Genomic DNA, 23111 nt, shown 5'->3' on the forward strand with positions numbered 1-23111 from the left:
GCACCGACTATAAACATAGGATGTCTGGAGGTCAAGTCGTTCGATATGTGGAACGATGAGTCCTCGGAGCACGTCCGTGCTCCGCAGAGTTCCGACCTTAAGGAAGACTCGACTATGCGTTTCGCACGTCTGGGGAGCTTCGGCGATGAAGTTCCCGTTGTCATCGAAGACGATCGCGTCCTCGACCTCCGCCCGCTGACGCCCGATGTCGACGGTGCGTTCTTCGCCTCGGGGGGGATCGCCCGCGCAGCCGACGCCGTCGAACGCGGGATCCTCCCGGAGTTCCCAGGCGGAGGTCGACTCGGGGCTCCCATCGGACGCCCCTCGGCCGTGTACTGCGTCGGCATGAACTATGCGGCCCACGCAGCCGAGTCCGGAGCGACGCCGCCCGAGAACCTCGTCCTCTTCCTGAAGGCGCCCAACACGGTGGTCGGTCCCGACGACGACGTGGCGATCCCCCCGGGGAGCGTCAAGCTGGACTGGGAGGTCGAGCTGGGAATCGTCATCGGATCGCGGACGAGCTATCTCGAATCGCCGAAGAGCTCACGCGAACACATCGCCGGGTTCGTCCTGGCCAACGACCTCTCGGAGCGCGACTGGCAACTCTCGGTGTCGGGGGGCCAATGGTCCAAAGGCAAATGTGGACCGGGCTTCTTGCCCCTCGGTCCCTGGTTGGTGACACCCGACGAGATCGACGCCGACGACGTGCGACTGCGGTCGTGGGTCAATGGGGAACCTCGACAGGACTCTCGTACCAGCGACCTCATCTTCGCGATCGACACCGTGGTGTGGGAGCTCAGCCAGTTCCTCGTTCTCGAGCCGGGTGACCTGATCCTCACCGGGACCCCCGAAGGTGTCGGCTTGTCGGGGCGATTCCCTTACATCGCCCACGGCGACGTCGTCGAGGTGGAGATCGACGGGTTGGGCCGTCAGCGACAGGTGTACGTCGGCTCGGATCGCCGTGGGGCGGATCATGGCTGATCCGCTCGAAGGGCTGGTCGCGATCGTCACCGGTGGGGCCTCCGGGATCGGTGCAGCCATCGCGCGCCGGCTCATCGCCGATGGGGCGCGGGTAGCCGTGCTGGATCTGAACCCCGACGGTGCTCCGTGGGCAGATCTCGGGGTGCACACCGACGTGTCGAGCGACGAGAGCGTCGTCGCGGCCGTCGAGCAGGTCGTCCAGGGCCTCGGGGGTATCGACATCGTCGTCAACAACGCCGGGATCGGCGCGCAGGGCGACATCGCCGCGAATGCCGACGACGAATGGCATCGGGTCTTCGACATCAACGTCGTCGGCATCGCGCGCGTGACGCGGGCCGCTCTGCCATACCTGCGTTCCTCGCCCGCCGCCGCGATCTGCAACACCTCGTCGATCGCCGCGACGGCCGGCCTCCCCCAGCGGGCGCTGTACAGCGCCACCAAGGGTGCGGTTCTGTCGTTGACGATGGCAATGGCTGCCGACCACCTCCGAGAGGGAATCCGCGTCAATGCCGTGAATCCCGGCACGGCCGACACCCCCTGGGTGCAGCGGCTGCTGGAGTCCTCCGCCGATCCGGAGGGTGAACGCCTCGCCCTCGCCGCCCGCCAACCGCACGGCAGGCTGGTTTCGGCCGACGAGGTCGCCGACGCGGTCGCGTACCTGGTCAGCCCCCGTGCCGGCTCGACGACCGGGGTGGCGCTGGCTGTCGACGGCGGCATGCAGGCGCTGCGACTACGACCCGCTCCGGCACAGTAGCGCTGACGAGATCGCCGCGATTACGGGTCGAGGAGCGTGCTCCGACCCCATAGGAGTCGATTCACCCGCGTGATTCTTCGGCGCGAGCGCCGGCCCGATGGTGCCCTCAGAGCCGTCGGTCCCGAGGGCTTTTCACGGCGCCGGCGCAAGGCCGTAGAACTGCTCACCGGCACCGGCGGCGAGGAGGTCCCACTCCGCGGGGGTGGGAGAGACCGCACGCCGGATTCTCTCGACCCATCCTGACAACGTCGACTTTCCGCCGAGCATCGCGCTGACGGGCCAATCGCTCCCGATCATGGATCGTTCGACACCGAACTCCTCGACGGCCGCGGCGATGAAGTCGTCAGCGTGGGCGTCGAACGAGGCCTCGTCGACCGACTCGGCCGCAAGACCCGAGATCTTGACGTGAACCTGCGGGAGTTCGGCGAGTCGCCGGATCGCGCCCCTCCAGGCCACGCCCTCGGCGCTCGCGATACCCGCATCGACCGGGGGCTTGCCGAGATGATCGATGACGATCCTGGTCTCCGGGCTCGACCGGGCGATCTCGAAGAACGCGGGGAGCTGCGAGTGCGTGACACACGCATCGAACGCCCACCCTCGGCGTGCGAGTTCAGCCATACCGGCGGTGATCGTCTCGATCCGCCAGGTCGCGACCGGCTCCGACTGGAGTTGATGGCGCACTCCGACGACGAGGTCGATCGGAGACAGGGCGTCGAGCTGACGAGGAAGATCGTCGCGCAGGTCTACGCCCGCCACGATCGCCGCAAGCTCGGGCCACTCGTCTGCGAGGCCGGCGATCCACTGCGCTTCGCTCAGGCGGTCGGCAGGGGCCGCGTCTGCCTCCACGGCCACCATGCGGGTCGTCAGAGCATCCGCTCGGTCGATCTGGTGCGGGGCGCACACACGGTCCAGGGACGGGACTTCTGCAAGCCAGGGGTAGTCGATGGATGACGCCCCCCAGACGTGCACGTGCGTGTCAAGCAGCTCCGTCATGGCGGCCCACGCCTTCCTCATCGTCATTGAACGCCGGGCGCCACGAGCACGCAGGCCGGATCGGGTCGCCCCCGTCGATGCTCATGAGGAACTCGAAGACGCGTCGCGGATCCACTGCTCGATTCCTGCGATGTGGGTCAGGCACAGCGCCGCCGACAGTTGCGCGTCACGGCGTCGCAAGGCCTCCAGGATCGCCCGATGCTCGGCGATCGTCCGATCCACTGCGCCTTGTTGAGTGATCCCCCGCCAGATCCGCGCTCGCAGCGTGCTGCTCTGCATGGATTCGACGAGACGGCTCAGATACTCGTTTCCCGCGGCTTCGACGATCCCTTGGTGAAAAGCCAGGTCGTGCTGCACGAGGTCCTCGATGGTCACCGTCGCATCGATCTCGTTCAGGAGCGCGTCGAGTCGCGCGAGGTGCTCGTCGGTGAGACGGACCGCCGCGATGCTCGCCGCAGCGGGTTCGAGCATGCGTCGAACCTCGAACGCCTCCAGAATCGAGCGATCCGTGTGGAGATCCACGACGAAGCTCAGAGCCTCGAGAAGCAGGCGCGGCTCCAGACTGGTCACATACGTGCCGTCACCGCGCCTGACGTCCAGAACGCGGATGACTTCGAGCGCCTTGACCGCCTCTCGCAGAGAGTTGCGCGACACGCCGAGCTTCTCACCGAGTTCCTTTTCGGGGGGAAGCCGATCACCGGGACCGAGTTCTCCGGAGGTGATCATTGCCTTGATGCGGAGAATCGCGTCGTCCGTGACAGCCATCTACGAAGTCTAGACATGCGACGTGATCGAACCGGTGCGGGGCAGGTGTCAGTGCCAGAGGGGCGACCCCTCGGGCCGCCATATCATCGGGGGGTGACCGCCGACCACACGTTCCGCACACCGCAAGAAGCGGCCAACGATCCGCGCATCCTGATCTTCGGCCGACTGATGGGCGCAGCGAATCGACTCGAGTACATTCTCGGCCGCGAGCTCGAATCCGAAACGGGCCTCAGCCACACGCTCTTCGAACTCCTGCTCATGGTGGGGCGCAGCGGAGACGGCGGGCTTCCCGTGCGCGACATCGCCCAGGGCCGGGTCCTCACCTCCGGCGGCGCGACCCGTCTCGTCCAGCGCGGGGTGGACCAGGGACTCGTCGCGCGCACCCCGTCGAAGACGGACGCACGAGTGCAGTTGATCACGCTGACATCCACGGGACGCGCCCTCTTGCTGCGGGCAAGTGCGCTGCATGCCCGCAACGTCGAGCGGCATATCGTCGACGTTCTCGGCGCCGAGGACGCGGCAGACTTCGCCCGTTCCGTGCGCGCGCTCAGTATCAGCGCCGCAGGGTCCCTTCCCCCCATGCCGTGAGTCCGGGGCCACAGGGAACATCGGGATTCCACATGCGGGAATAGCTGACCAGTCAGCTATCGTTGGGATGATCGTGCCGCTCAACGGAGCGAATGACCCGGTGAAGTATCCGGGTCCCCCTCAGGAAGGATCACACACTGCCATGTCACTCACTTTCGAGGTCTTCGATCTGGACTTCCCGGTCGGGTCGAAGAACAAGTCCGCCGTCCTCATCACGGGCGAGACCGAGGCTGTTCTGATCGACGCCGGTTTCACCCTGGCGGACGGACACCGCCTGGCCGCGGCCGTGCTCGACTCCGGTAAGAAGCTCACGACCGTGTTCGTCAGCCACGCCGACCCGGACTACTACTTCGGCCTCGAGGTCGTTGCGCAGGCCTTCCCCGACGCCGAGCTGATCGCCACCCCGATCGTGATCGAGCACATCGCGGCGTCGTTCGAGGGCAAGCTGCGGGCGTGGGCAACGCTCGGCGCGAATCTCCCGACACGTCTCACGCCCCTCACCCCATTCGAGGACGATTCCATCCACATCGATGGTGAGCGCCTCGAACTGCGCGGCGGGTCGGCTCCGCTCTCTGACCGGCATTACCTGTGGCACGCGGAGAGCCGCACCATCCTGGGTGGCGTTCTGGTTTTCCAGCAGGAGCACGTCTGGACGGCGGACACCGCCACCCCGGAACTCCGCGCCGCCTGGGTCGCCGCCCTCGACGAGATGAAGAGCCTCGATCCGTCGGTCGTCATCGCCGGGCATCGCCTGCCCGGAACGTCGAATGACGTGAGCGCGATCGACTACACGCGCGAATATCTCACGACGTTCGAAAGCCTCGTCGCACAGTCTCCGGATGGTGCAGCCACCACAGCAGCGCTCGTCGAGCACTACCCTGAGTCAGGCATGCTGATCGCGGCCCAGATCGGGCCGAAGGTTGCGAAGGGTGAAATGACATGGGGCTGAACACCGCATCCGATTTCGACACGTCCCCGGCGCCGCGCGACGTGGTGCGTCGTCAGTACATCGCGTCGGCCGCGGGCGACCTCGCGGCGCTGCGCGCCACGATGGCCCCCGACGTCGAGTGGACCGAGATGGCGGGGTTCCCGCTGGCCGGCACGTACCGTACCCCCAAGGGCGTCACCTCGCACGTGATGGAGATCCTCGGCCAGGACTGGGACGGCTGGGCTGCCCACGACGACACCTACGTCGTCGAGGGTGAGAACGTCGTCGTCTTGGCTCGTTACACCGCCACCCACAAACTGACCGGCAAGGATCTCGACGTGCGAGTCGCTCACCACTTCGTGGTGCGCGGCGGTCTCATCGTGCGGTTCGAGCAGTTCGTCGACACCGCGAAGGTCGCCGAGGCGGCCACTGGCATCGCCGTCGACTGAGCTGATCCGACCAAACCGCCGGGGGGCGGAGATCGAGGCCGCGCCGACGATCTCCGCCCCCTTCGGCGCTGTCGCCAGAGCGTCCGGGAACCGATAACGGCGTCGTGGAAGGGCGGGCGCACTCCGCCGCGTGCTCGCGACGCCGCACGCGTCGCGCGTGCCCCCACGCGAGGACGAACGGTATCCCGGCCGAGGTTTCACCGTGCAGAGCCCTCTTGTTTCAGCCGTCGAATCGGTGCCGGCTGTCCTCGATCTCGGATCGGTGTTCCAGCGTCCAGCTGATGAAGGCGTGAACCGGCTCATGGAAGGAAGACCCCAGCGGGGTCAACTCGTACTCCACGCGCGGCGGCGATTCCGGGTAGCTGGTGCGGGAGATCAGTCCGTCTCGCTGCAATCGGCGCAGCGTCTGCGTCAGCATCCGGTGTGAGATGCCGGAGACCTCCGACATCAGCCCCGTGAACCGCACCGGACCCCGCGAGAGCGAGGTGATGACGAGCAAGGACCAACGGTCGGTCGTCATCGCCAGAATGTCGCGCACCAGGCTGTGTGCGCCCGTCTCATCGCACCGCGCCTGGATACCGACATCCACAGCGAGCACGGGGCCCTGCTGAGGGACCGACGTCGTTCTCATCTCTCGTTCCTCTTCCCGTACCCGTCCCCCGTGCTGTGAGACAGACCTGGCGGCGGCTCCGCGGCGACCGATGTCTCGGTCGCCGCGATCCTGCTCTCACCCACGGTAAAGACCTCGTGCCCGCGCAACGGATGGGACGCGACGGGCGTGCGTTCGGCTGTCGACGACTCAGGCAACGACGGTCGAGTCAACCCGTGCGGCGCGAACGACGGCGTCGATCTCGCGCGCACCGATGTCCGCTCCGAACAGTTCGTTGCCGGGCTGGAGGATCGCACCCTCCGCGAGGGTTCCGATGTCGACGGGATCGAAGCCGAGTGCGTCGACGACGGCGGCGACGGCGCGACGGTCGGCGGGATCGTCGCCCGCGACCGCGATGCCTTTGCGGCCGGCCGCCCCCGCCGGACGGGGCTCCTCATCGAGGTCGTGGTAGCCCATGTGGTTGAAAGCCTTGACGACCCGTGATCCGCGGAGGTGATCGCGGATGATCTCGCTCGTGGTGGTGCGCGGATCGTTCAGATCGTCGCGTTCACCATCGACCTCCCACCAGTAGTTCATGGCATCGATGACGAGCTTCCCGCGGAGCGCCTCGACCGGCAGAGTGCGGTACTTGCCGAGCGGCAGAGCGAGGATCACGATGTCGCCTTGCGAAGCCGCGTCCGCGGAAGTGGTGGCCCCGGCACCGGGCGCGAGCACGTCGATGGTGAGAGCGATGGCGGATGGCTCCCGCGATCCGCTGATCAGCACCCGGTAACCGGCGCTGAGGGCGAGTCGGGCGAGGACGGTGCCGACCTTTCCGGCGCCGAGGATGCTGATCGTCTCGGGGTGGACGACGGGGGTGGTGGTCATCGGATTCTTCTCTCAGCTGGCCAGGATGTCGCGGATCTGCGGGATGACGCGGGTGCCGTAGAGCTCGACGGCACGCATGCGGTCGCTCATCGGGATGGGCCCCGCGGAGTAGATGAGATCGAAACGACCGACACCGAGGGTCGTGATCGCCGATGCGATCCGCCGAGCGACGGTGTCGGGTGAGCCGACGTACATCGAGCCGTACTCGACCTCCTGGTCGAACTCCTCCCGGCGTACCGGCGGCCAGCCCCGGAGGGCGCCGATCCGGTCGCGGACGATCTTGTAGCGCGGGAAGAAGATCTCGCGGGCTTCCTCGTCGGTGTCCGCGATGAAGCCGGGCGAGTGCATCCCGATCGGATGCGCGGTGGTGCCGAACTGCTCGGCCGCGCGCCGATACAGGTCGGTGTAGGGCGCGAAGCGTTCGGGGCTGCCGCCGATGATGGCCAGCATCAGGGGGAAGCCGTACTTCGCGGTACGGATGACCGACTGCGGAGATCCACCCACCCCGACCCAGGTAGACAACCCGGATGCCGTCTTGGGGAAGACATCGGCGTTCGTCAACGCGGGACGCGTGGTGCCGCTCCAGGTGACGGGCGTCTCGGACAGCAGCTGCGAGAAGAGTTCGATCTTCTCCTCGAAGAGGGTGTCGTAGTCGCTGAGGTCGTAACCGAAGAGGGGGAATGACTCGGTGAACGATCCGCGTCCGAGGATGACCTCGGCGCGGCCGTTAGAGAGCGCATCGACCGTGGCGAAGCGCTGGAAGACGCGCACGGGGTCATCGGAGCTGAGCACCGTGACGCCCGAGGCCAGACGGATGCGACGGGTCTGGGTGGCGATGCCGGCGAGCACCGTCTCCGGGGTCGAGATGGCGTACTCCGGCCGGTGGTGCTCGCCGACCGCGAAGACATCGACGCCGAGCTGGTCGGCGAGAACGGCTTCGGCGACGACTTGGCGGATAGCTTCGGGATGGGTGGCGAGCGCCCCGGAATCGGTTTCCGGGATATCGCCGAACGTGTCGAGTCCGAATTCGATGTCAGGCATGGAGTGCGTCTTTCGTGAGGAGTTCGTCGAGCAGAGGGGCGACTTCGCGACCGAGGAGGTCGATGGTCTGTGCGCGGGCATCGCGGGGAAGCCCGGTGAGGTCGTACTTGAGGTCGAAACGGCTGAGGTGCAGATCGCGAACCATCGTGGCGATCTTCCTGGCGACGGTTTCGGGTGAGCCCACGAACAGGGCACCGCTGTCGAGCTCGCGAGCGAAGCGCTCGCGTGTCGGAGCGTAGAAGCCGCGTTCGCGCGCGATGGTCTTCACCACGGGCTGCCACCACTCCCACCAGAGGTCCTGCGCTTCCTCGTCGGTTGGCGCGACGAGCCCCAGCGAGTGCTGGCCGATCGGTTGGGGCGCGTGCCCGAACTGCGCGAGGGCTCGTTCGTAGAGCTGCACGTTCCGGCTGAATCGTTGCGGGGTCCCACCGATGATCGCCATCATCAGCGGCAGCCCGTGCCGCGCGGCGCGGACGACGGAGTCCGGGGTCCCGCCCACACCGATCCAGGTGGGGATGCCACCCTTCCGCATCCGAGGATGAAGCGTCTGACCGGTGAGCGCCGGCCGGGTCGACCCGGACCACGTGACCGGTCCCCCCTTCTGGAGCTGCAAGAACAGGTCGAGCTTCTCGTCGAAGAGCGCCTCGTACTCGGCGACGTCGTAGCCGAAGAGAGGGAACGACTCGGTTGCCGAGGCTCGCCCCAGCACCAATTCGGCGCGGCCGTTCGAAGCGGCATCCAGAGTCGAGAATTCGTGGAAGAGGCGCACAGGGTCGTTGGTGCTCAGCACCGTGACCGCTGTACCCAGGCGGATACGGCTGGTGACACCCGACATTGCGGCCAGCAGCACGGCCGTGGCCGAATCGACCTGGTTGCTGCGGTAGTGCTCGCCGACGCTGAAGATGTCGAGACCGACGCTCTCCGCCGCCTGCACCTCGTCGATGAGCAGGCGCACGGTCTCGGCGTCGCTGAGCATCTGGCCTCCGCTGCTCGCCACGTCTCCGAAGGAGTTCAACCCCAGCTCGATCCGATGACCGGTCATGCTCTTCCCCGCTCCGTTTTGTTGATGTGTCAATCATGCGATGATGTAGTTGACATGTCAAACGAAGGGTCGGCCATGAGTATTCCTCCGTCTGCGCCGCGACGTCGGAAGTCGCCCACCGCCGCAGAGCTGCGGGCCTGGCGGCTCTTCATCGAGACGTCTGAGCAGGTAAAGAACGTCGTGGCCGCACGCCTGCAGATCGAGGCGGGGCTGTCCACCGGCGACTACGGAGTTCTGCTCGCACTCTCGGAGCATCCGGAGAGGCGGATGCGTTCGTCGCAGCTCGCCGACGACATCGGGTGGGAGCGCAGTCGGCTCTCGCACCATCTCGGACGCATGGAGCGCCGCGGGCTCATCGTCCGTGAAGCGGTCGCGGGTGACAGCCGGGGAGCAGAGATCGCGCTCACCGCCGTCGGGGCGCGACTCTTCCGCGCCGGTTCGGCGCCGCACCTGCACGCGATTCACGAGGTCTTCTCACGGGCACTCTCCCCGGAGCAACTCGCCTCGCTCGAGGATGTGATGCGGACGCTCCGAGACCACCTCGAGGAGCCATCGCGCTGAGGCAGACCCCCATCGCCGGTCCCGGCCAGCCCGCACCTGCGCGTCATTCCTCCCGGCTGAGATGGACCGCGTGACGCACGGTGCCCAGGGCCGCACGACCACGGGGTTCGATGGAACACCGCCATCCGGCCACGCCGCGTCGGGTGCGCACGACCGGATGGCGGCTCGCCATTACGCCGCGGCGGCGCTGACCCGAACGGTCTCCAGCGCCTTCGACCACGACACGAGCTGGTCGAGCATGGCGTCGACCTGCGGAAGCAGGTAGTCGTGAGGCGTGAAGACAGAGAAGTTCTCGAACTCCGTCATGAGCGAGATGGCCACCTGGCCGCGCACCGTCGCCAGCTGCAGTTCGGAGGCGATGAGGCGGAGGTGCTCCACCGCTCGAGCTCCGCCGACACTCCCGTAGCTGACGAATGCGGCTGCCTTGTTGTTCCACTCGTTGTACAGATAATCGAGCGCGTTCTTGAGCACCCCCGAGGTGGAGTGGTTGTACTCGGGGGTGACGAAGACGTAGCCGTCGAACGCGGCGATCTTCGCCGACCACGCCTTGGTGTGCTCATTCTGGTACGCGCCGTAGGCCGCGGGCCCCGGCTCGTCGAGGTGCGGAAGCGGGAAGTCGAGCAGGTCGATGAGCTCGAACTCGGCATCCGTTCGACGCGAGGCGATGTCTTGCACCCACCGGGCGACAGCCTCCCCGTTGCGGCCCGGGCGGGTGCTTCCGAGGATGATGGCGATCTTCGTCATGGTGTCTCTCTTTCTTGAAGCGGACAGGGCGTAGTCCGACCGTCTCTGTTCGAGAACGCGCTCCTGCGGCGTTTACTCCCGTCTGTCATCCCGCACTTTCAGGTGCGTGACGCACTCCCGAGGAAGTCTTGCCGTGTGGAGCAGTCCGACGACGAAATGCCACCCCGACCGACCGACGAGCTACGACGCGCGATAGCCGATCACCGTCGCCATGCCGGATTCTGCGTGGTAGAGGTTGTGGCAGTGTGCCAGCCAGAGGCCGGGATTGTCGGCGTCGAAGTCGACCGTCAAGGTCTGCCGAGGAAGAACGATCGACGTGTCCTTTCGAGGTCCACCCCGACCGTGCTGATAGGTATGGCCGTGCAGGTGAAATGGATGCCACATGTCGGTGTCGTTGACGACCTCGAGCCGAACTCGCTCACCGGCGCGAACCTCGTGCGCTGCGGTGAGCGGTCGATCCATATCGAAGCGCTTACCGTTGATTCCCCAGTCGTATTTCTCCATTCCTCCCGTCAAGGTCAGAGCGATGGTCCGATCCGGCGCTCGCTCGGCAAGGCTCACGCCCGACGCCGCCGTCAGGGCGTCGGCGACTCCCACGCGACCTCCACGCAGTTCGGGCAGCGTTTCCGGGGCAGCGGGGGCTTCCCCTCCGCCCGTGCGGATCAGGGCGAATGCGCGGTCGCGTTTCCCCTCGGCGAGCGCGACCATGGGAAACACCCCATCGCCGAGAGTGATGATCGCGTCATACCGTTCACCCATCCCCAAGAGAATGCTGTCGACCACCGTCGGAGCCACCGGAAACCCGTCGGTGTGCGTGATCGTCAGCGAGTGACCACCGACGGCGAAGCGAAAGGCGGTGTCGGCGCCCGCATTGATGATCCTCAGTCGGATCCGACTTCCTGGTCGCCCGACGAACTGCGCGGGGTCGGCGGGAGGTTTTCCATTCACGAGGTACACCGGGTAGAAGACGTCGCCTGCGTCACCGGCAAGCAGGTCGGAGGTGGCGCCCATCAGGGTGTTTCCCATCCGCATGAACATGTCACCCATCGCTTGCCCGCCGCCCATTCCGGAGGAGAGGTCCGCGAGGACATCGTCCGGGGTCGCGGTGACACCGTCGAGCCAGTCGTCGAGGACGATGACCCACTCGTCGTCGTACTCCCCCGGTTCGGAAGGATCCTCGATGATCAGAGCCCCGTAAAGTCCGCGGTCGAGTTGCGAGCCGACGTGTGAGTGAAACCAGGAGGTTCCCGGGTCGGGTGCGCGGAACCGATACGCGAAATCTTCGCCAGCACCGATGGGCTGCCGAGTGAGAGGTGCGACTCCATCCATGTCGTTGCGCAGTGCCAGACCGTGCCAGTGCACGGAAAGGTCTGTGTCGAGCCGGTTGCGGACGCTCGCCACCACCGTGTCACCGGCGCGCACCCTGACCACCGGTGCCGGGACGGAATCGAAGGCCCACGTCGATGCAGGAGTTCCCGCCAGGTCCCACACCGTCGGCGCCGCCGTCAGAGCGATGGCGGAGGCTCGACCTGTGTCCTTCCGTCGTCTTTCCGTCTGCTCCACCTCGGGTCCGCTCGGCTGAACCCAGTTCGCACTCGGCGCGCACGAGGCCAAGCCGACCGCCGCGACGGCCCCCATGCTCACTCCGAGAAAGCCGCGCCGGCTCAGTTTCGCGCTGTCCCCCCTCACGATCGAGAGCCATCGGCGGGGGCGCCTGCGTGCGAGATCGGGCGAGGTGTGCGGGTCGATCGAATGATGATGTGGCTGAGAAGAGTCATGACCTTCTTCTTTCGTCGATGAGATGAGACCGGGCATGTGGTGCGCCCCGGTGTAGCGACCGTCGGATGACACGGGGACAGGCGGCGGGGCACTCCGGCCGCAAAGTGACCGGCGCCCCCGCGGATCGTCGCCGCGCATCCGGCCGTGCGTCGAACGCACGCTGCGTGCGGCGAGGTGCACGAGACGTGCGGCGTAGCCGCGGGCACGGGCCGGCCGAGATCACGCGTATGCGCTACCGACGACGACGGTCCCCTCGGCACCGAGTCGAGCACCACGCCCGTGGACGGGCGCCGTACTCCCCGACGGAGGCGCGGATGGATTCCGCGACCCCCGTGCGGGCGGCCACCGCAGAGGGTGAGGGCGTCAGAGGGTAACGGCGTCAGAGGGTGGCGAGAATCTCTCTCATCGTCGCGATCTCAGCCGTCTGTCCGTCGATGATGTTCTGTGCGAGGGCGGCGACGTCGGGATCCTTCCCTTCGGCGAGGATTGACTGAGCCATCGTCACCGCACCCTCGTGGTGCGCGATCATGCCGTCCAGGAAGAGGCGGGCAGCGTCGGTGCCGGTCGCCGCTTCGAGAGCGGCCATGTCGTCATCCGACATCATGCCGTCGGCCATGCCCCCCATGCCCGACGACGACTCGGAGGCGCTGACGCCCCACGCCTCGAGCCAGCCGCGCATGGTGCGGATCTCCGGCTCCTGAGCGGCCTTGATCCCCTCTGCCAGGGTGAGCACTCGTGCGTCGACGCCGGTTTTCGAGAGGATCCGATCGGCCATGGCGATGGCCTGCTCGTGATGCGGGATCATCATCGTCACGAACATCTCATCCGCCGCATTCCACGTTGTTGCGCTCTGCGACGGGCTGGTGCTCGTCATTGCGCCGGAACCGTGGTCCATGCCGGGCATCGTGCCATCTGCGGGGGCGCAGCCGGCGAGGATCAAGAGAGTCGCCGCGGTACCGGCGGCCAGGGTGAGGGTACGAAAACGCATCAGGTGTGTCCTTTTCTGTTCAGTCGGTGGGTTCTGATTCATCGCCGCAGAGGGCGAGGCGAGCATGCCGACGATTTCGTCGGGATGCCGAGAATCAGATCCGGCTGATGCAGAGGACGAGCAACGAGGGTGGGCGGGGCCACCACAGCCTGGCGAGCGGCGCGCGCAGGTGAGAGCGCAGCGTCCCCAGGAAGCGAGCGCCGGATACCCGCAGAATCGACGCGAACAACACGAGTGCCGCCGTGAGCAGCGCCAGAACGCACGTCATCATCAGCGCCGAATGGTCGGGCAGGCCCCCGGGATCGTCGCACTCGCCCGGGCAGTGGGGCGCGACGCCCGCGTCTGCTGACCCCGTTTTCGCCACGGTCACCACGACGGATGGCGAAGCAACCTCCGGGCCGTCCGTCGTCATCGCTGCGATCGCAGCACCGTGCGCGGGCTCGTGCGGGGCGGTCAGCACGTGCATCGACAACAGCCCGGCGATGAGGGCCAGAGCCATGGGAACGACCAGCAAGAGACGACTCGCGCCGCGCCCCAGACGGACGAGCTCGCTCATCACTTTCACAAACGACCCCCTCCCGCGACGCAACGTGAGCCCGGGACGAGCCGACGACACCGGCTTGCGTCGAGGGACGTCACACACCGAGCATATACCCGAGGGGGGTATCCCGCGACGCCCGAGGAGTTCCTGCCAGCCAGCTCCTCCTGTCACCTCACTCGCCTCGCACGAACTCCTTCGTCCAGGGCTATGACGCCCGCCGTCACACGTACACGGTCCGCTAGGTCATCGCGCACACCCGGAGCGCCTCCCCCAGCCCGCTCGTGTAGATGAGAGCACCATCCGTCACGTCCGCACGATGAAGGAGGCTGCACGCGACATCGCCACGGGCAGGAAGCGCATACCCACAGGGGGTATGCTCACCGGGCAGAAGGAGAGTGGACAGTGAATCAGGTCATTTCGAAACGGTGGGAAATCCCGTCTCGACGTGCCCTGTGGGTCTACGTCGTCGGGGTGATCGCCATCATCGCGGGTCTTCTTGCAATGCATCCCCTCGGCGCGGAAGATCATGAGGCCCGAACGGTCGTCTCGGTCGCGACGCTCGTCGACGACTCTGGGGCTCTCGTCGGGGCGCCGGATGGGTATGCGAGCGCGACTGCATGCGAGGGCGCTGTCTGCGAAACCTCTCATTTGGCGAATGCGGCGACGTGCCTCCTGGCCCTCCTCCCCTTGCTCGTGCTGATCTCGCGAGCGCCATCAGAGTGGATGTCGACACGGCATCGGTCGCAGCGAGGTCGCAGCACGTCGGTGTCGTTCACTTCTGAATCTCCGACATTGAGGCCGTCTCTCATCGCGCTGGCCATCAGTCGTACCTGAGCGCCACGCCGGCGCCAGTCGGCTGCTTATCCGCTGTCGGTGCATCGCACCTGCATGATGTCCTCCACGTTTTCTGGACGCGTGCACATCGGGATGGGCGAGCTCTCGCACAGCGCTTCCCCTCCCCGCCGCTGCCCGGTTCTTCCCCGCCGCTGCCCAGTTCTTCCCCGCCTCTGCGGCTCTGCCCTGCCCGCGAACCGAGGCCAGCCCGCGCAGCAACTGCTCACGCGGTCACACGCGCCCCCCGCCACCCCATCTCCGAAGGCCTTCGATGTCACAAGCTCACCTTTTCGCCGACGCCGTGCGAGTTCGCTCGCGGCCGGCGCCCCGCACCGCCTCACCCCTTTCGCCCTTGCCCACACGGAGCGGGCAGCGTCGACAAGCTGCACTCACCGCGCGGGAACGACGACGCCGGTCGCGGGGCACGCGCATGCGTCGTGGAATGTTCACCGGCACGGCGATCCTGACCGTCGCAGGAATTACCGGAGCACCGTTGCTCGTCGCGCTGGCCCCCGCGCCGGTGTTCGCCGTCGCCTCGCCGAAGGCGGCCGCAGATACCCAGTCGCTCACCACCGCCGACGAGATAGTCCTGCCCGAGCTGGTGCGAGGTGACTATGCGGCCGAAGCGACATCCCCTCCAGGGACGGAACCTTATGCGCACCTCGCGAACACCTTCACCAGTGCTCCGACCTCGCCGGTGCAGTGGCCGTTCGCGGTCGGAGTTCCGATAAGCAGCCCGTTTGGGTTTCGGAGCCCGCCGTGCCCGACCTGCTCCAACTATCACGCCGGGTTGGACTTGACTCCCGGAATGGGCACCCCGATCCAAGCAATCGCAGACGGGGTAGTCATCATCGCGACTGAGGAAGGCGGCGCGTATGGGTCCTACGTCGTGATCCAGCACGAGATCGACGGCCAACTCGTGCAGAGCGCGTACGCGCACATGCTGGAGCAATCTCTTGCCCTGCAGCCGGGGGAGAAAGTACGCGTCGGTCAGGTTGTCGGGCGGGTAGGAAACAGCGGACGCAGCTTTGGCGCGCATTTGCACTTCGAGATCCGTGTCGCCGGGACGGCCGTAGACCCGTTGGCCTGGCTCACGGAGAGGGTGAAGTCCTGATGCGTTCCCTCATCGTGCCCGCGTTGATTCCTAGCCCCGGCATGAGCTACGTCGAGGCAGGTCCGTTTCAGATTCGGTTCTACGCCATAGCTATCGTGGCCGGGATAGTGCTGGCGGTGATGATCACCGGCCGTCGGCTGCACCACAGCGGCTACGAGACGGGTGCCGTGGTGGACGTGGCGATGTGGACCGTACCGCTCGGCATCCTCGGCGCCCGGATCTACCACGTCGTAACGCACCCCGGCGACTACTTCTTGCCGAGTGCCGACCTGTGGCGGGTGTTCTACGTCTGGGAGGGTGGAATCGCGATCTTCGGCGCGGTCCTGGGCGGATTGGTCGGCATCGTTATCGGAGCCCGACGCGCCAAGCTCCCCGTGTTGCTGTTCCTGGATGCTCTCGCCCCTGGCATGTTGGTGGCCCAGGCGGTCGGCCGACTCGGCAACCACTTCAATCAAGAGCTGTTTGGGCCACCCACCACCCTGCCGTGGGGGCTGCAAATCGACCCGGTGAATCCCGCTACTCCCGTGGGTACACCCGTCGACGCCTTGTTCCACCCGCTGTTCCTGTACGAACTGCTCTGGAACCTCACCGGAGCCGCCGTCATCGTGCTCGTCGAGCATTCCCGTCGCAGACACGGTCGCCGCACTCTCGGAACCGGTCGCAGTCTCGGTGTCTACCTGCTCTGGTATGGGATCGGACGGGCCGTGCTGGAGTGGATCCGGCTTGACCCCACCGAACTGCTCATCGGCGGCATGAAGGCAAACGTCCTCGCCGCCCTCGCCGCTGCACTCGTAGGCGTAGCCATCCTCGGCCGAACGTTCTGGTTCGCGCGGCAACGCGCCGGCGTGCCCCCACACCCTTCGGCCACGAACCGTCAGTAACACACCGGACGATCCCGAACCATCGCGAAGGACCCGACCATGACCCATCCGACTCGCCACCCCCTCAACCCCCACGACCCGCACGGTCAGTGGCGGAGGCACCGCCTCCTCGTCCGCCTCGGACAGACACTGATGATCCTCGGCGGCATCGTCGTGCTCGTCCACTGGCTCGCACACCTAGAGGTTTTCGGCCCCGGGCAACCGCCCGGGTGGCTGGACCTCGCCGCCGGCTATCCCACCGGAGCGGTCCTCCTGATCGGCGGTGCGATATTCGCCGGCCGCCGACGCCCCACCGCCGGAACCTGAGTTGCTTCGAACGACCGCACCCTCTCGCCCCATCACGACGGAACGGGTCGACCATGTGGGCTGTCGCGGCAGGCGCTCTTTGCAGCGCTGCCGGCCGATCGATCAAAACGACCATTCCGAGAAGCTCCTGGAGAAGCCACTGTGACTGCCACACTGATGAGGACACCCTGCAGCGGAGAAGGCGCCGCTACGCAGGCCTTCGACAGCGCTTGCGTACGAACGCAACCCGGAGGCGGAAGGTGATGCGCGCCGGCCTGTCGCACCGGCGCGCGATCGTCGTCGGTGCAGGCCAGGCGGGACTTGCCGTAGCGGCATCCCTCATTGCCCGCGGCATGCGTCCTCAACAGGACTTCGTCGTCATCGACGCCTCCAGAGACGGGCTGCGTTCCTGGACGTCGCGATGGCATTCGATGAGGCTGCTAACCCAAGCCCGCCACAGCGCGCTTGCGACCCGGCCACTTCGAGGCGATCCGCGCGAACATCCGCCCGCGAGCCAGATCGCCGATTACCTGGACCAGGTCGAGCAAGCCCTCGGGGTAAAACCCCTGTGGGGGGTGCGGGCCGTCGGGGTGGAGAAACGCGGCGACGGATCCGTACTCCAGTTGCACACCACAGAAGGCGAGGTGCAGACGCGCAACATCGTCTGCGCCACAGGCGCATCATCTCGCCCCCGCATCCCTACGTGGGCACAATATCTGCATGTGCCCGATGTGATTCTGCATAGCAGCCAATACCAGTCCCCGCGGCAGATCCCTTCCGGCAAGGTACTGGTCGTGGGCGGCGGAACGAGCGGCGTGCAACTAGCCGGTGAACTGTCTGCCACCCACCCCGTGACACTCGCGGTCAGACCGCGCCTGCCGCACGGTCCTCTCTGCGTCTTCCCCGCGAACGCCCGCTACGCCCCACGCGCAGCCGGTCGAAGGCCGACTCTCGGGAACAGGTACCGAGAACTCACAGCGATGGGAGTGACCTTGGCCCCCGCTGTCGTGTCGGCAGTTGGAGGGGAAGTGATTTTCGCAGACGGCAGCACCTTTGCCCCCGACTCGGTTGTCCTCGCCACCGGGTATCACTCGGGTGACGAATGGCTGCCGCCCGAAGCAAGCCGCGGTCGCACCCGATCCGGGATGACCGGGCTTGCGGGCCTCTTCGTGGCCGGTATCCCGGCATACGCCAACCGCGGTGCCGACACTTTAGCGGGAGTCGGCTCTGCAGCGAACACGATCGCACGCGCTATCGCGGACGGGCCCTGACCAAATCCGGAAAAACACCCTCAGCGTGGATCTATCGCGGTCTCACTTCGTTCGACGGAAGGCCGCACGCGCTGCGCTCGCTTCACAGACGAAGGATCTTCCATCCAAACCATTGCGGACATAACTGACTAGCCCGATAGCCATGTCTGCGTGTGAGAGGCGCGTGCAATCCGAGCGATCGGACCACCCCACCTCCTCGTGGCGCCTCGGGAGACGGCCTCGTGTCGCAGATAATGCACCCGTGCGGGCATTTTTCGCGGAGCGCAGGGGGGCGCAGGGGGGCATCTAGCGACGACGCTGCCTCGGCATCCATGCTGAACGGGGTGCACCCGCTTGCTGACCGCCCTCTGGGCTGCGGGCGTGTGCCAGTGAAAACTACGCCCGCTGGCCGCCAAATCGGTTCCGGAGGCTTCCCCCAGGGCTCGGGCGACTGGGGCAAGAACCGTGCCAGAATCGACCGGTCTCACAGGTCCCGTTCAGCGGGTGGGCAGTGCCCGGAGCAGGAAGCGGGCGGCGTCGTCGAGGGCCTGTCGAGCTTCGGGCAGCTGGTCGTGGTGCATCTGCCAGACGTGGAACATTCCGGGCCACACATCGAGGCTGCCTCGCACACGATTTTCCGCGAGGTGAACGGCCAGGCGCATAGCGTCGCTGAGCATCAATTCGCTTTCACCAATGGTGACAAGGACCGGAGGTAGGCCGCGAACGTCAGCAAAGACCGGCGACGCATCAGGGTTGTTGGGCAGTTCCCCATCGAGGAATGAGCGCGCCAGGAGGTCGAGGACTTCCTTGCTGTTCAGCGGGTCGAGGCCTTCCCTGTTCGTCATAGACGCACCTGTATGTTCGAGGTTTGCCCAGGGCGAGAACGCCACCCCCGCTGCGGGCAGGCTCAAGCCGAGGTCGCGGGCCTTCGTCATGACGGTGACCGTCATTGCGCCGCCGGCAGAGTCTCCGGCAACCATCAGCTGCTGAGGGTCCTGGCCCTGGTCCAACAGCCACCGGTAAGCGCTCACTGTGTCATTGAGAGGTGTCGGGAACGGGAACTCAGGAGCGAGCCGGTAGTGCGGGAGGAACACGCGTGCTTTGAGACGGAGTGCGAGGTTCCCGGCAAGTCCGTGATAACCGGCCGGGCTCCCGACGATGTACGCGCCGCCATGGATGTAGAACAGCGTGCGCCCGGTCTCGACGGTCTCCGGGGTCACTACAATCCCCGGCACTCCTCCCATATCGACCTCTTGGATACTGATTCCTCCGGGGGCGGGATGAGCCCCAAGGATCGCGTCGTAGGCGCTCCGGACCGCCTCGAGCGTCGTCTCAGACGGTTCTCCACGCAGCAAGGGCGGAAGGGCGGCCAGGCTGGAGCTCCATCGCTGAACTGCGGCTGCAGCTTCTGGGGTGACGGGAATGATCGTTCCTTTCCTCGGGGACGATCCCAACCGTAGCATCAAATCGGTAAATTGCGATTTACCGATGCCGGAGTAGTATCTCGAGAGTGAGCACCCATGAGGACACCAAGGCCGAGCTGCCGCAAGATGACATGCTCGTCGCGTTGCGTGCGCTGTCAAACCCCCACCGGCTGGCGATCCTGCAGTGGCTGCGCGAACCCGTCGTGAACTTCGAGGAGCAAAAGGTCGACGCAACCCACTTCGGTGTGTGCGTGTCGAGTATCAGGAAGCGCTGCGAGATATCTCAGTCCACAGCCTCCCAGTTCATGGCTACCCTCGCCGATGCCGGACTCGTACAGACCACACGCGTCGGGCAGTGGACATACTTCGCCCGCAACGAGGACGCAATCGAGCGTCTGAAAGCCTCGCTGGACTCGGCACTATAAAGACGCCCGTACGACCAGGAAACCAGTTCTTTTTGCCGACGAGGCAAATCCCCACCCCACAGGAGCCGCATGACGAATCTGTCCGACCCGCTGGGACTGCGCCATGGGCATACTCTGCCCAATCGCCTGGTCCTCGCGCCCATGACGAACCAGCAGAGCAACCCAGACGGGACGCTGTCAGAAGACGAGCTCGCCTGGCTGGTCGCCCGCGCTGAAGGAGGATTTGGCCTCCTGCAGACCGCAGCCGCTTATGTGCACCCGGCCGGACAGGTCTGGCCAGGCCAGCTCGGTGTCTCTTCCGACGAGCACCTGCCCGGGTTGGAGCGCCTTGCCGCCGCCGTGTCCGCCGCTGGTGCTCGTTGCTCAGTGCAGCTTCATCACGGAGGCGTGCGAGCCGAAAGAGCACTTTCCGGGCAGGAGGTCGTGGGTCCGTGGGATGATGCGCAGACCGGGGCGAGAAGCATGACGACCGGCGAAGTGCAACGAGCGGTCGAGGACTTCGCCACTGCCGCCGCACGGGCTGAGAAAGCCGGCATGGACGGTATCGAGATTCACGGAGGTCACGGCTACCTGGTCGGCCAGTTCCTCGATGCCTCGAGCAACCTCCGCACGGACGGGTACGGAAGCGACTCTGCGGGTCGTGCCCGCTTCGTGAAAGAGGTCGTCCGCGCGGTCCGGGAAAGCACCGGCCCGGACTTCCACGTCGGGCTCAGGCTGTCCGTCGAACGTCACGGTGTGGTCTTGGCGGACATGGTCGATCTCGTCCGCGAGCTCCTCGCCAGCGGGGACATCGACATCCTCGACCTGTCCCTGTGGGACGTCGCGAAGCTCCCCGCTGATGCTCCCGAAGGGAGCCGAACACTCCTCGAGCACTTCCTCGACCTGCCAAGGCACGGAACAGCCCTCGGTGTCGCTGGACAACTATCCAGCGCCGCAGCAGTGCAGCGGACACTTGACCAGGGAGTCGACCTGGCCTACATCGGGAAGGGCGCCATCGCTGACCGCTCCTTCGCTCTTCGGGCGATCGCCGACGCCAGCTATCGCGCCCCGTCCTTCCCTGTGACACGAAAGCACCTCCGCGCGGAAAAACTAGCGGAGCCGTTCGTGACCTACTTCGCGACCACCTGGCCTCAGCTAGTGGAAGACTGACGTCTTCGCACTCCTCCGTTGCACAGCCGGCAGGGCGCGGCAATCCTGGAATACCCCGCCGATGGCCCCTCAAATGACAGATGTCTCGCGACATAGAGAACACATGTCGCGAGACATCACATGGTGGACCTGAGGGGATTCGAACCCCTGACCTCCTCGATGCGAACGAGGCGCGCTACCAACTGCGCCACAGGCCCGGAAACCTCGACAACACTATCACGCAGAGCGGCGTGCCTCGAACCCGGGCGCACTCCCCGCACGGTTCCGCGACGCCGCATTCCGACTCGGGCATACCGCCGGCTCTCCCTTACGGGGAGGGGTGAACTCAGGCGCCGACCGCGCGCCGCTCGAGCAGCTGACGCACGTGGTCCTCGATCTCGCTGTCGTCGACGTATCCCATCGACGCGTAGGGCGAAGACGGAGCCGCCGCGGCTGCGGGGCGTGCCGTCTCGATCGGGGTGGGCGCCTGCTGCGCGGCGATCTCGCGAGCAGCTTCTTCGCGAGCGGCGGCGCGCAGCGCCTCGCGGGCGATCTGCTCGTCGACGACCGCGGCGGCGCGAGAGCCGGCCGAGGCGACCAGCGGGCGCGGAAGCTCGCGCGGGGTCCAGGTGGGACGCGGTTCGGGAACAAGGGCGACGTCTTGCACCACGGCCGCGACGCGCGGGGCGGCGGCTTCGAGGGGACGCGCACCGGTACGGGCGGCCACGACCGACACGCGACGCAGAAGGACGAGAGAGGCGAGCACCACCGCGGCGCCGGCGACGAGCAGCACGGGAAGGCCGCCCGCGACGACCTGGATCGCCCCGACACCCGACGCGATCGCGCCGAGCAGGGCGACCATCGTCACCGAGAGACGGAAGCGACGGCGCGCACGGGCGCGACGGAGTTCGGGGCGCGCGACGGCCGCGGCGCGCTCGGCGTTCGCCCGCTCGACCGCGGCGGCGCGTTCGGCTCGCGTGGTCTCGAGGGCCGCGGCGCGCTCGGCACGGGCGACCTCGACGGCCGCGGCGCGTTCGGCGCGGGCCAGCTCGACGGCGGCGGCGCGCTGCTCTTTCACGACGTCGAGATCGCGGGCGTTCTCGAGGCGCGCCACCTCGAGGCGGGCTTTCGCGGCGGCCAACTCGGTCTGCGCCTTGTGCGCCTGCACCTGACGAGCGAGCTTCTGCTGCTGATGAGCGGTGCGGGTGGTGAGCTCGAGGCGCACCTCACGGGGGGTCTCGGCCGTCTCGGCGAGCACCCGGAGGGCCTGATTCAGACGCACCGCGTTTCGTTCGACGGCGGTGAAACGGTGCCGGCTCTGCCACGAGGGCAAGAGGTACACCAACCAGAGCGCGACGGCGACGAAGACGATCACGCCGCCGCTCAGTACCTGCCCACCCATGGCTCAACGGTAGGTCACCGAGAGATCACACCTCGGCATCCTCCCGCGTGTCGTGCCGAGAGTTTCGCCGATCAGGCCCACAAAGAGCGAATGGCCCCGGTCACAGCCGGTCGGCCGGCGGAATGCGCGCCGCATCGGGGGGCACCTGACCCCGCGTCCAGCGGTCGAGCACACCGTGCGGCACCTCTTCGCGCACGAGGGCGAAGGCGTAGTGGTCGCGCCAGTCGCCGTCGATGTGGATGTACCGGCGGCGGAGTCCCTCGTAGCGGAAGCCCAGCTTCTCGACCACGCGCAGACTCGCGTGGTTCTCGGGGCGGATGCAGATCTCGACGCGATGCAGGTTGAGCTCGGTGAAGCACACGTCGGTGGCCATGGCCACGCTCACGGTGGTGATGTTGCGCCCCGCGTACTCCTCGGCGACCCAGTACCCGATCGTCGCCGAGGCGAGCGAACCGCGCGACACCCCCCACACGTTCAGCTGCCCGGCGACCTCGTCGTCCCACGCCATCACGAAGGGGACGCCGAGGCCGTCACGGTACTGCTGCAGCAGACGACGGATGCCGAGGCGCATGTCGAACGAGACCGGCCCGTCGGGGCTGGTCGCCTCCCACCGGCGCAACCACGAGCGGTTGTCGATCAGCTGCTGCTGGAGCACCCGCGCATCGCGGTTGCGGATGAGACGGATCGAGACCTCGTCGTGCCGCCTCGGAACCGACAGATCCATGGCTTCTCGCCGG

The 23111-nt window shown here is 66.7% G+C and carries 26 protein-coding genes and 1 tRNA gene; 13 read left to right on the forward strand and 14 right to left on the reverse strand.

Annotation, left to right across the window (positions count from 1 at the left end; translation table 11 throughout):
* Positions 1-114: 114 nt before the first annotated feature.
* Positions 115-981 carry a fumarylacetoacetate hydrolase family protein gene (locus ASF96_RS08365; protein WP_055938064.1) on the forward strand — a complete coding sequence of 289 codons (867 nt, stop codon included), beginning with the start codon at positions 115-117 and terminating at the stop codon, positions 979-981.
* Entirely contained in the window at positions 974-1735 is a 762-nt protein-coding gene (locus tag ASF96_RS08370; protein WP_055938067.1) for an SDR family NAD(P)-dependent oxidoreductase, read from the forward strand. The genes ASF96_RS08365 and ASF96_RS08370 overlap by 8 nt, the downstream gene beginning before the upstream one ends.
* A gap of 132 nt (positions 1736-1867) precedes the next feature.
* Here ASF96_RS08370 and ASF96_RS08375 read toward each other — a convergent pair whose 3' ends face one another.
* Both ASF96_RS08375 and ASF96_RS08380 read right to left on the reverse strand, forming a co-directional pair.
* The gene (locus ASF96_RS08375) at positions 1868-2728 is read right to left on the reverse strand and encodes an amidohydrolase family protein (RefSeq protein WP_055938069.1); all 861 of its coding nucleotides are present in this window, start codon (positions 2726-2728) and stop codon (positions 1868-1870) included.
* A gap of 81 nt (positions 2729-2809) precedes the next feature.
* Positions 2810-3493 (reverse strand): FadR/GntR family transcriptional regulator, encoded by a 684-nt coding sequence (locus ASF96_RS08380; protein WP_055938072.1) that lies wholly within the window; start codon positions 3491-3493, stop codon positions 2810-2812.
* Between the two features lie 93 nt (positions 3494-3586).
* Here ASF96_RS08380 and ASF96_RS08385 point away from each other — a divergent pair, with 93 nt between their 5' ends.
* The 3 genes from ASF96_RS08385 to ASF96_RS08395 all read left to right on the forward strand — a co-directional run bounded on the left by ASF96_RS08385 (position 3587) and on the right by ASF96_RS08395 (position 5458).
* On the forward strand, positions 3587-4081 hold the full coding sequence (locus ASF96_RS08385) for a MarR family winged helix-turn-helix transcriptional regulator (protein WP_055938075.1): 495 nt from the start codon (positions 3587-3589) through the stop codon (positions 4079-4081).
* A gap of 67 nt (positions 4082-4148) precedes the next feature.
* Positions 4149-5030: an MBL fold metallo-hydrolase gene (locus tag ASF96_RS08390; RefSeq protein ID WP_235560559.1), complete on the forward strand. Its 882-nt coding sequence runs from the start codon at positions 4149-4151 to the stop codon at positions 5028-5030.
* The gene (locus tag ASF96_RS08395; RefSeq protein ID WP_055938081.1) at positions 5021-5458 is read left to right on the forward strand and encodes a nuclear transport factor 2 family protein; all 438 of its coding nucleotides are present in this window, start codon (positions 5021-5023) and stop codon (positions 5456-5458) included. The genes ASF96_RS08390 and ASF96_RS08395 overlap by 10 nt, the downstream gene beginning before the upstream one ends.
* Positions 5459-5678: 220 nt before the next feature.
* On the opposite strand, the gene ASF96_RS08400 is transcribed toward ASF96_RS08395, so the two are convergent.
* The 4 genes from ASF96_RS08400 to ASF96_RS08415 form a co-directional block, all read right to left on the reverse strand.
* Positions 5679-6089: a winged helix-turn-helix transcriptional regulator gene (locus tag ASF96_RS08400; RefSeq protein WP_055938084.1), complete on the reverse strand. Its 411-nt coding sequence runs from the start codon at positions 6087-6089 to the stop codon at positions 5679-5681.
* A gap of 168 nt (positions 6090-6257) precedes the next feature.
* A complete protein-coding gene (locus tag ASF96_RS08405; RefSeq protein WP_055938087.1) occupies positions 6258-6935 on the reverse strand; it encodes an NADPH-dependent F420 reductase in 678 nt (225 codons plus the stop codon).
* Between the two features lie 12 nt (positions 6936-6947).
* Complete coding sequence (locus ASF96_RS08410) at positions 6948-7976, reverse strand: LLM class flavin-dependent oxidoreductase (protein WP_055938090.1); 1029 nt, start codon at positions 7974-7976, stop codon at positions 6948-6950.
* Entirely contained in the window at positions 7969-9018 is a 1050-nt protein-coding gene (locus tag ASF96_RS08415) for an LLM class flavin-dependent oxidoreductase (RefSeq protein WP_055938093.1), read from the reverse strand. The genes ASF96_RS08410 and ASF96_RS08415 overlap by 8 nt, the downstream gene beginning before the upstream one ends.
* A 75-nt stretch (positions 9019-9093) precedes the next feature.
* Between ASF96_RS08415 and ASF96_RS08420 the strand changes: the two genes are divergently transcribed.
* Positions 9094-9579, forward strand: a complete 486-nt coding sequence (locus ASF96_RS08420) for a MarR family winged helix-turn-helix transcriptional regulator (RefSeq protein WP_055938095.1) — start codon at positions 9094-9096, stop codon at positions 9577-9579.
* Between the two features lie 171 nt (positions 9580-9750).
* Here ASF96_RS08420 and ASF96_RS08425 read toward each other — a convergent pair whose 3' ends face one another.
* The 4 genes from ASF96_RS08425 to ASF96_RS08440 all read right to left on the reverse strand — a co-directional run bounded on the left by ASF96_RS08425 (position 9751) and on the right by ASF96_RS08440 (position 13589).
* The gene (locus ASF96_RS08425; protein WP_055938096.1) at positions 9751-10323 is read right to left on the reverse strand and encodes an NADPH-dependent FMN reductase; all 573 of its coding nucleotides are present in this window, start codon (positions 10321-10323) and stop codon (positions 9751-9753) included.
* A 180-nt stretch (positions 10324-10503) separates the two neighbouring features.
* Entirely contained in the window at positions 10504-12138 is a 1635-nt protein-coding gene (locus ASF96_RS08430; protein ID WP_082509587.1) for a multicopper oxidase family protein, read from the reverse strand.
* Positions 12139-12481: 343 nt separating this feature from the next.
* Entirely contained in the window at positions 12482-13156 is a 675-nt protein-coding gene (locus ASF96_RS08435) for a DUF305 domain-containing protein (protein WP_327037386.1), read from the reverse strand.
* 28 nt (positions 13157-13184) lie between these two features.
* Complete coding sequence (locus ASF96_RS08440) at positions 13185-13589, reverse strand: DUF6153 family protein (protein WP_235560560.1); 405 nt, start codon at positions 13587-13589, stop codon at positions 13185-13187.
* Between the two features lie 513 nt (positions 13590-14102).
* Between ASF96_RS08440 and ASF96_RS17625 the strand changes: the two genes are divergently transcribed.
* The 5 genes from ASF96_RS17625 (at position 14103) to ASF96_RS16485 (ending at position 18016) form a co-directional block, all read left to right on the forward strand.
* The gene (locus ASF96_RS17625) at positions 14103-14465 is read left to right on the forward strand and encodes a DUF6153 family protein (RefSeq protein ID WP_442922501.1); all 363 of its coding nucleotides are present in this window, start codon (positions 14103-14105) and stop codon (positions 14463-14465) included.
* 442 nt (positions 14466-14907) lie between these two features.
* Complete coding sequence (locus ASF96_RS08445) at positions 14908-15579, forward strand: M23 family metallopeptidase (protein ID WP_055938104.1); 672 nt, start codon at positions 14908-14910, stop codon at positions 15577-15579.
* On the forward strand, positions 15579-16460 hold the full coding sequence (lgt, locus tag ASF96_RS08450; protein ID WP_055938108.1) for a prolipoprotein diacylglyceryl transferase: 882 nt from the start codon (positions 15579-15581) through the stop codon (positions 16458-16460). The genes ASF96_RS08445 and lgt overlap by 1 nt, the downstream gene beginning before the upstream one ends.
* A gap of 39 nt (positions 16461-16499) precedes the next feature.
* Positions 16500-16766, forward strand: coding sequence for a hypothetical protein (locus tag ASF96_RS08455; RefSeq protein ID WP_055938111.1), 267 nt, complete (start codon positions 16500-16502; stop codon positions 16764-16766).
* A 242-nt stretch (positions 16767-17008) separates the two neighbouring features.
* Complete coding sequence (locus ASF96_RS16485; protein ID WP_082509495.1) at positions 17009-18016, forward strand: flavin-containing monooxygenase; 1008 nt, start codon at positions 17009-17011, stop codon at positions 18014-18016.
* Positions 18017-18492: 476 nt separating this feature from the next.
* Here the strand turns inward: ASF96_RS16485 and ASF96_RS08465 are convergent, their stop codons facing one another.
* Complete coding sequence (locus tag ASF96_RS08465; protein ID WP_200934088.1) at positions 18493-19215, reverse strand: alpha/beta hydrolase; 723 nt, start codon at positions 19213-19215, stop codon at positions 18493-18495.
* A 290-nt stretch (positions 19216-19505) separates the two neighbouring features.
* On the opposite strand from ASF96_RS08465, the gene ASF96_RS08470 reads away from it, so the two are divergent.
* Both ASF96_RS08470 and ASF96_RS08475 read left to right on the forward strand, forming a co-directional pair.
* A complete protein-coding gene (locus ASF96_RS08470; RefSeq protein WP_235560561.1) occupies positions 19506-19844 on the forward strand; it encodes an ArsR/SmtB family transcription factor in 339 nt (112 codons plus the stop codon).
* A gap of 69 nt (positions 19845-19913) precedes the next feature.
* Positions 19914-20993, forward strand: coding sequence for an NADH:flavin oxidoreductase (locus tag ASF96_RS08475; RefSeq protein ID WP_055938117.1), 1080 nt, complete (start codon positions 19914-19916; stop codon positions 20991-20993).
* Between the two features lie 121 nt (positions 20994-21114).
* Here the strand turns inward: ASF96_RS08475 and ASF96_RS08480 are convergent.
* The 3 genes from ASF96_RS08480 to ASF96_RS08490 form a co-directional block, all read right to left on the reverse strand.
* Positions 21115-21190: transfer RNA gene (locus ASF96_RS08480), tRNA-Ala, on the reverse strand.
* Positions 21191-21318: 128 nt separating this feature from the next.
* On the reverse strand, positions 21319-22374 hold the full coding sequence (locus ASF96_RS08485; RefSeq protein ID WP_055938120.1) for a hypothetical protein: 1056 nt from the start codon (positions 22372-22374) through the stop codon (positions 21319-21321).
* Positions 22375-22474: 100 nt separating this feature from the next.
* Positions 22475-23098 carry a GNAT family N-acetyltransferase gene (locus ASF96_RS08490; protein ID WP_055938123.1) on the reverse strand — a complete coding sequence of 208 codons (624 nt, stop codon included), beginning with the start codon at positions 23096-23098 and terminating at the stop codon, positions 22475-22477.
* Between the last annotated feature and the right edge of the window lie 13 nt (positions 23099-23111).

The sequence above is a fragment of the Microbacterium sp. Leaf179 genome, assembly GCF_001423785.1.
Lineage (GTDB): Bacteria > Actinomycetota > Actinomycetes > Actinomycetales > Microbacteriaceae > Microbacterium.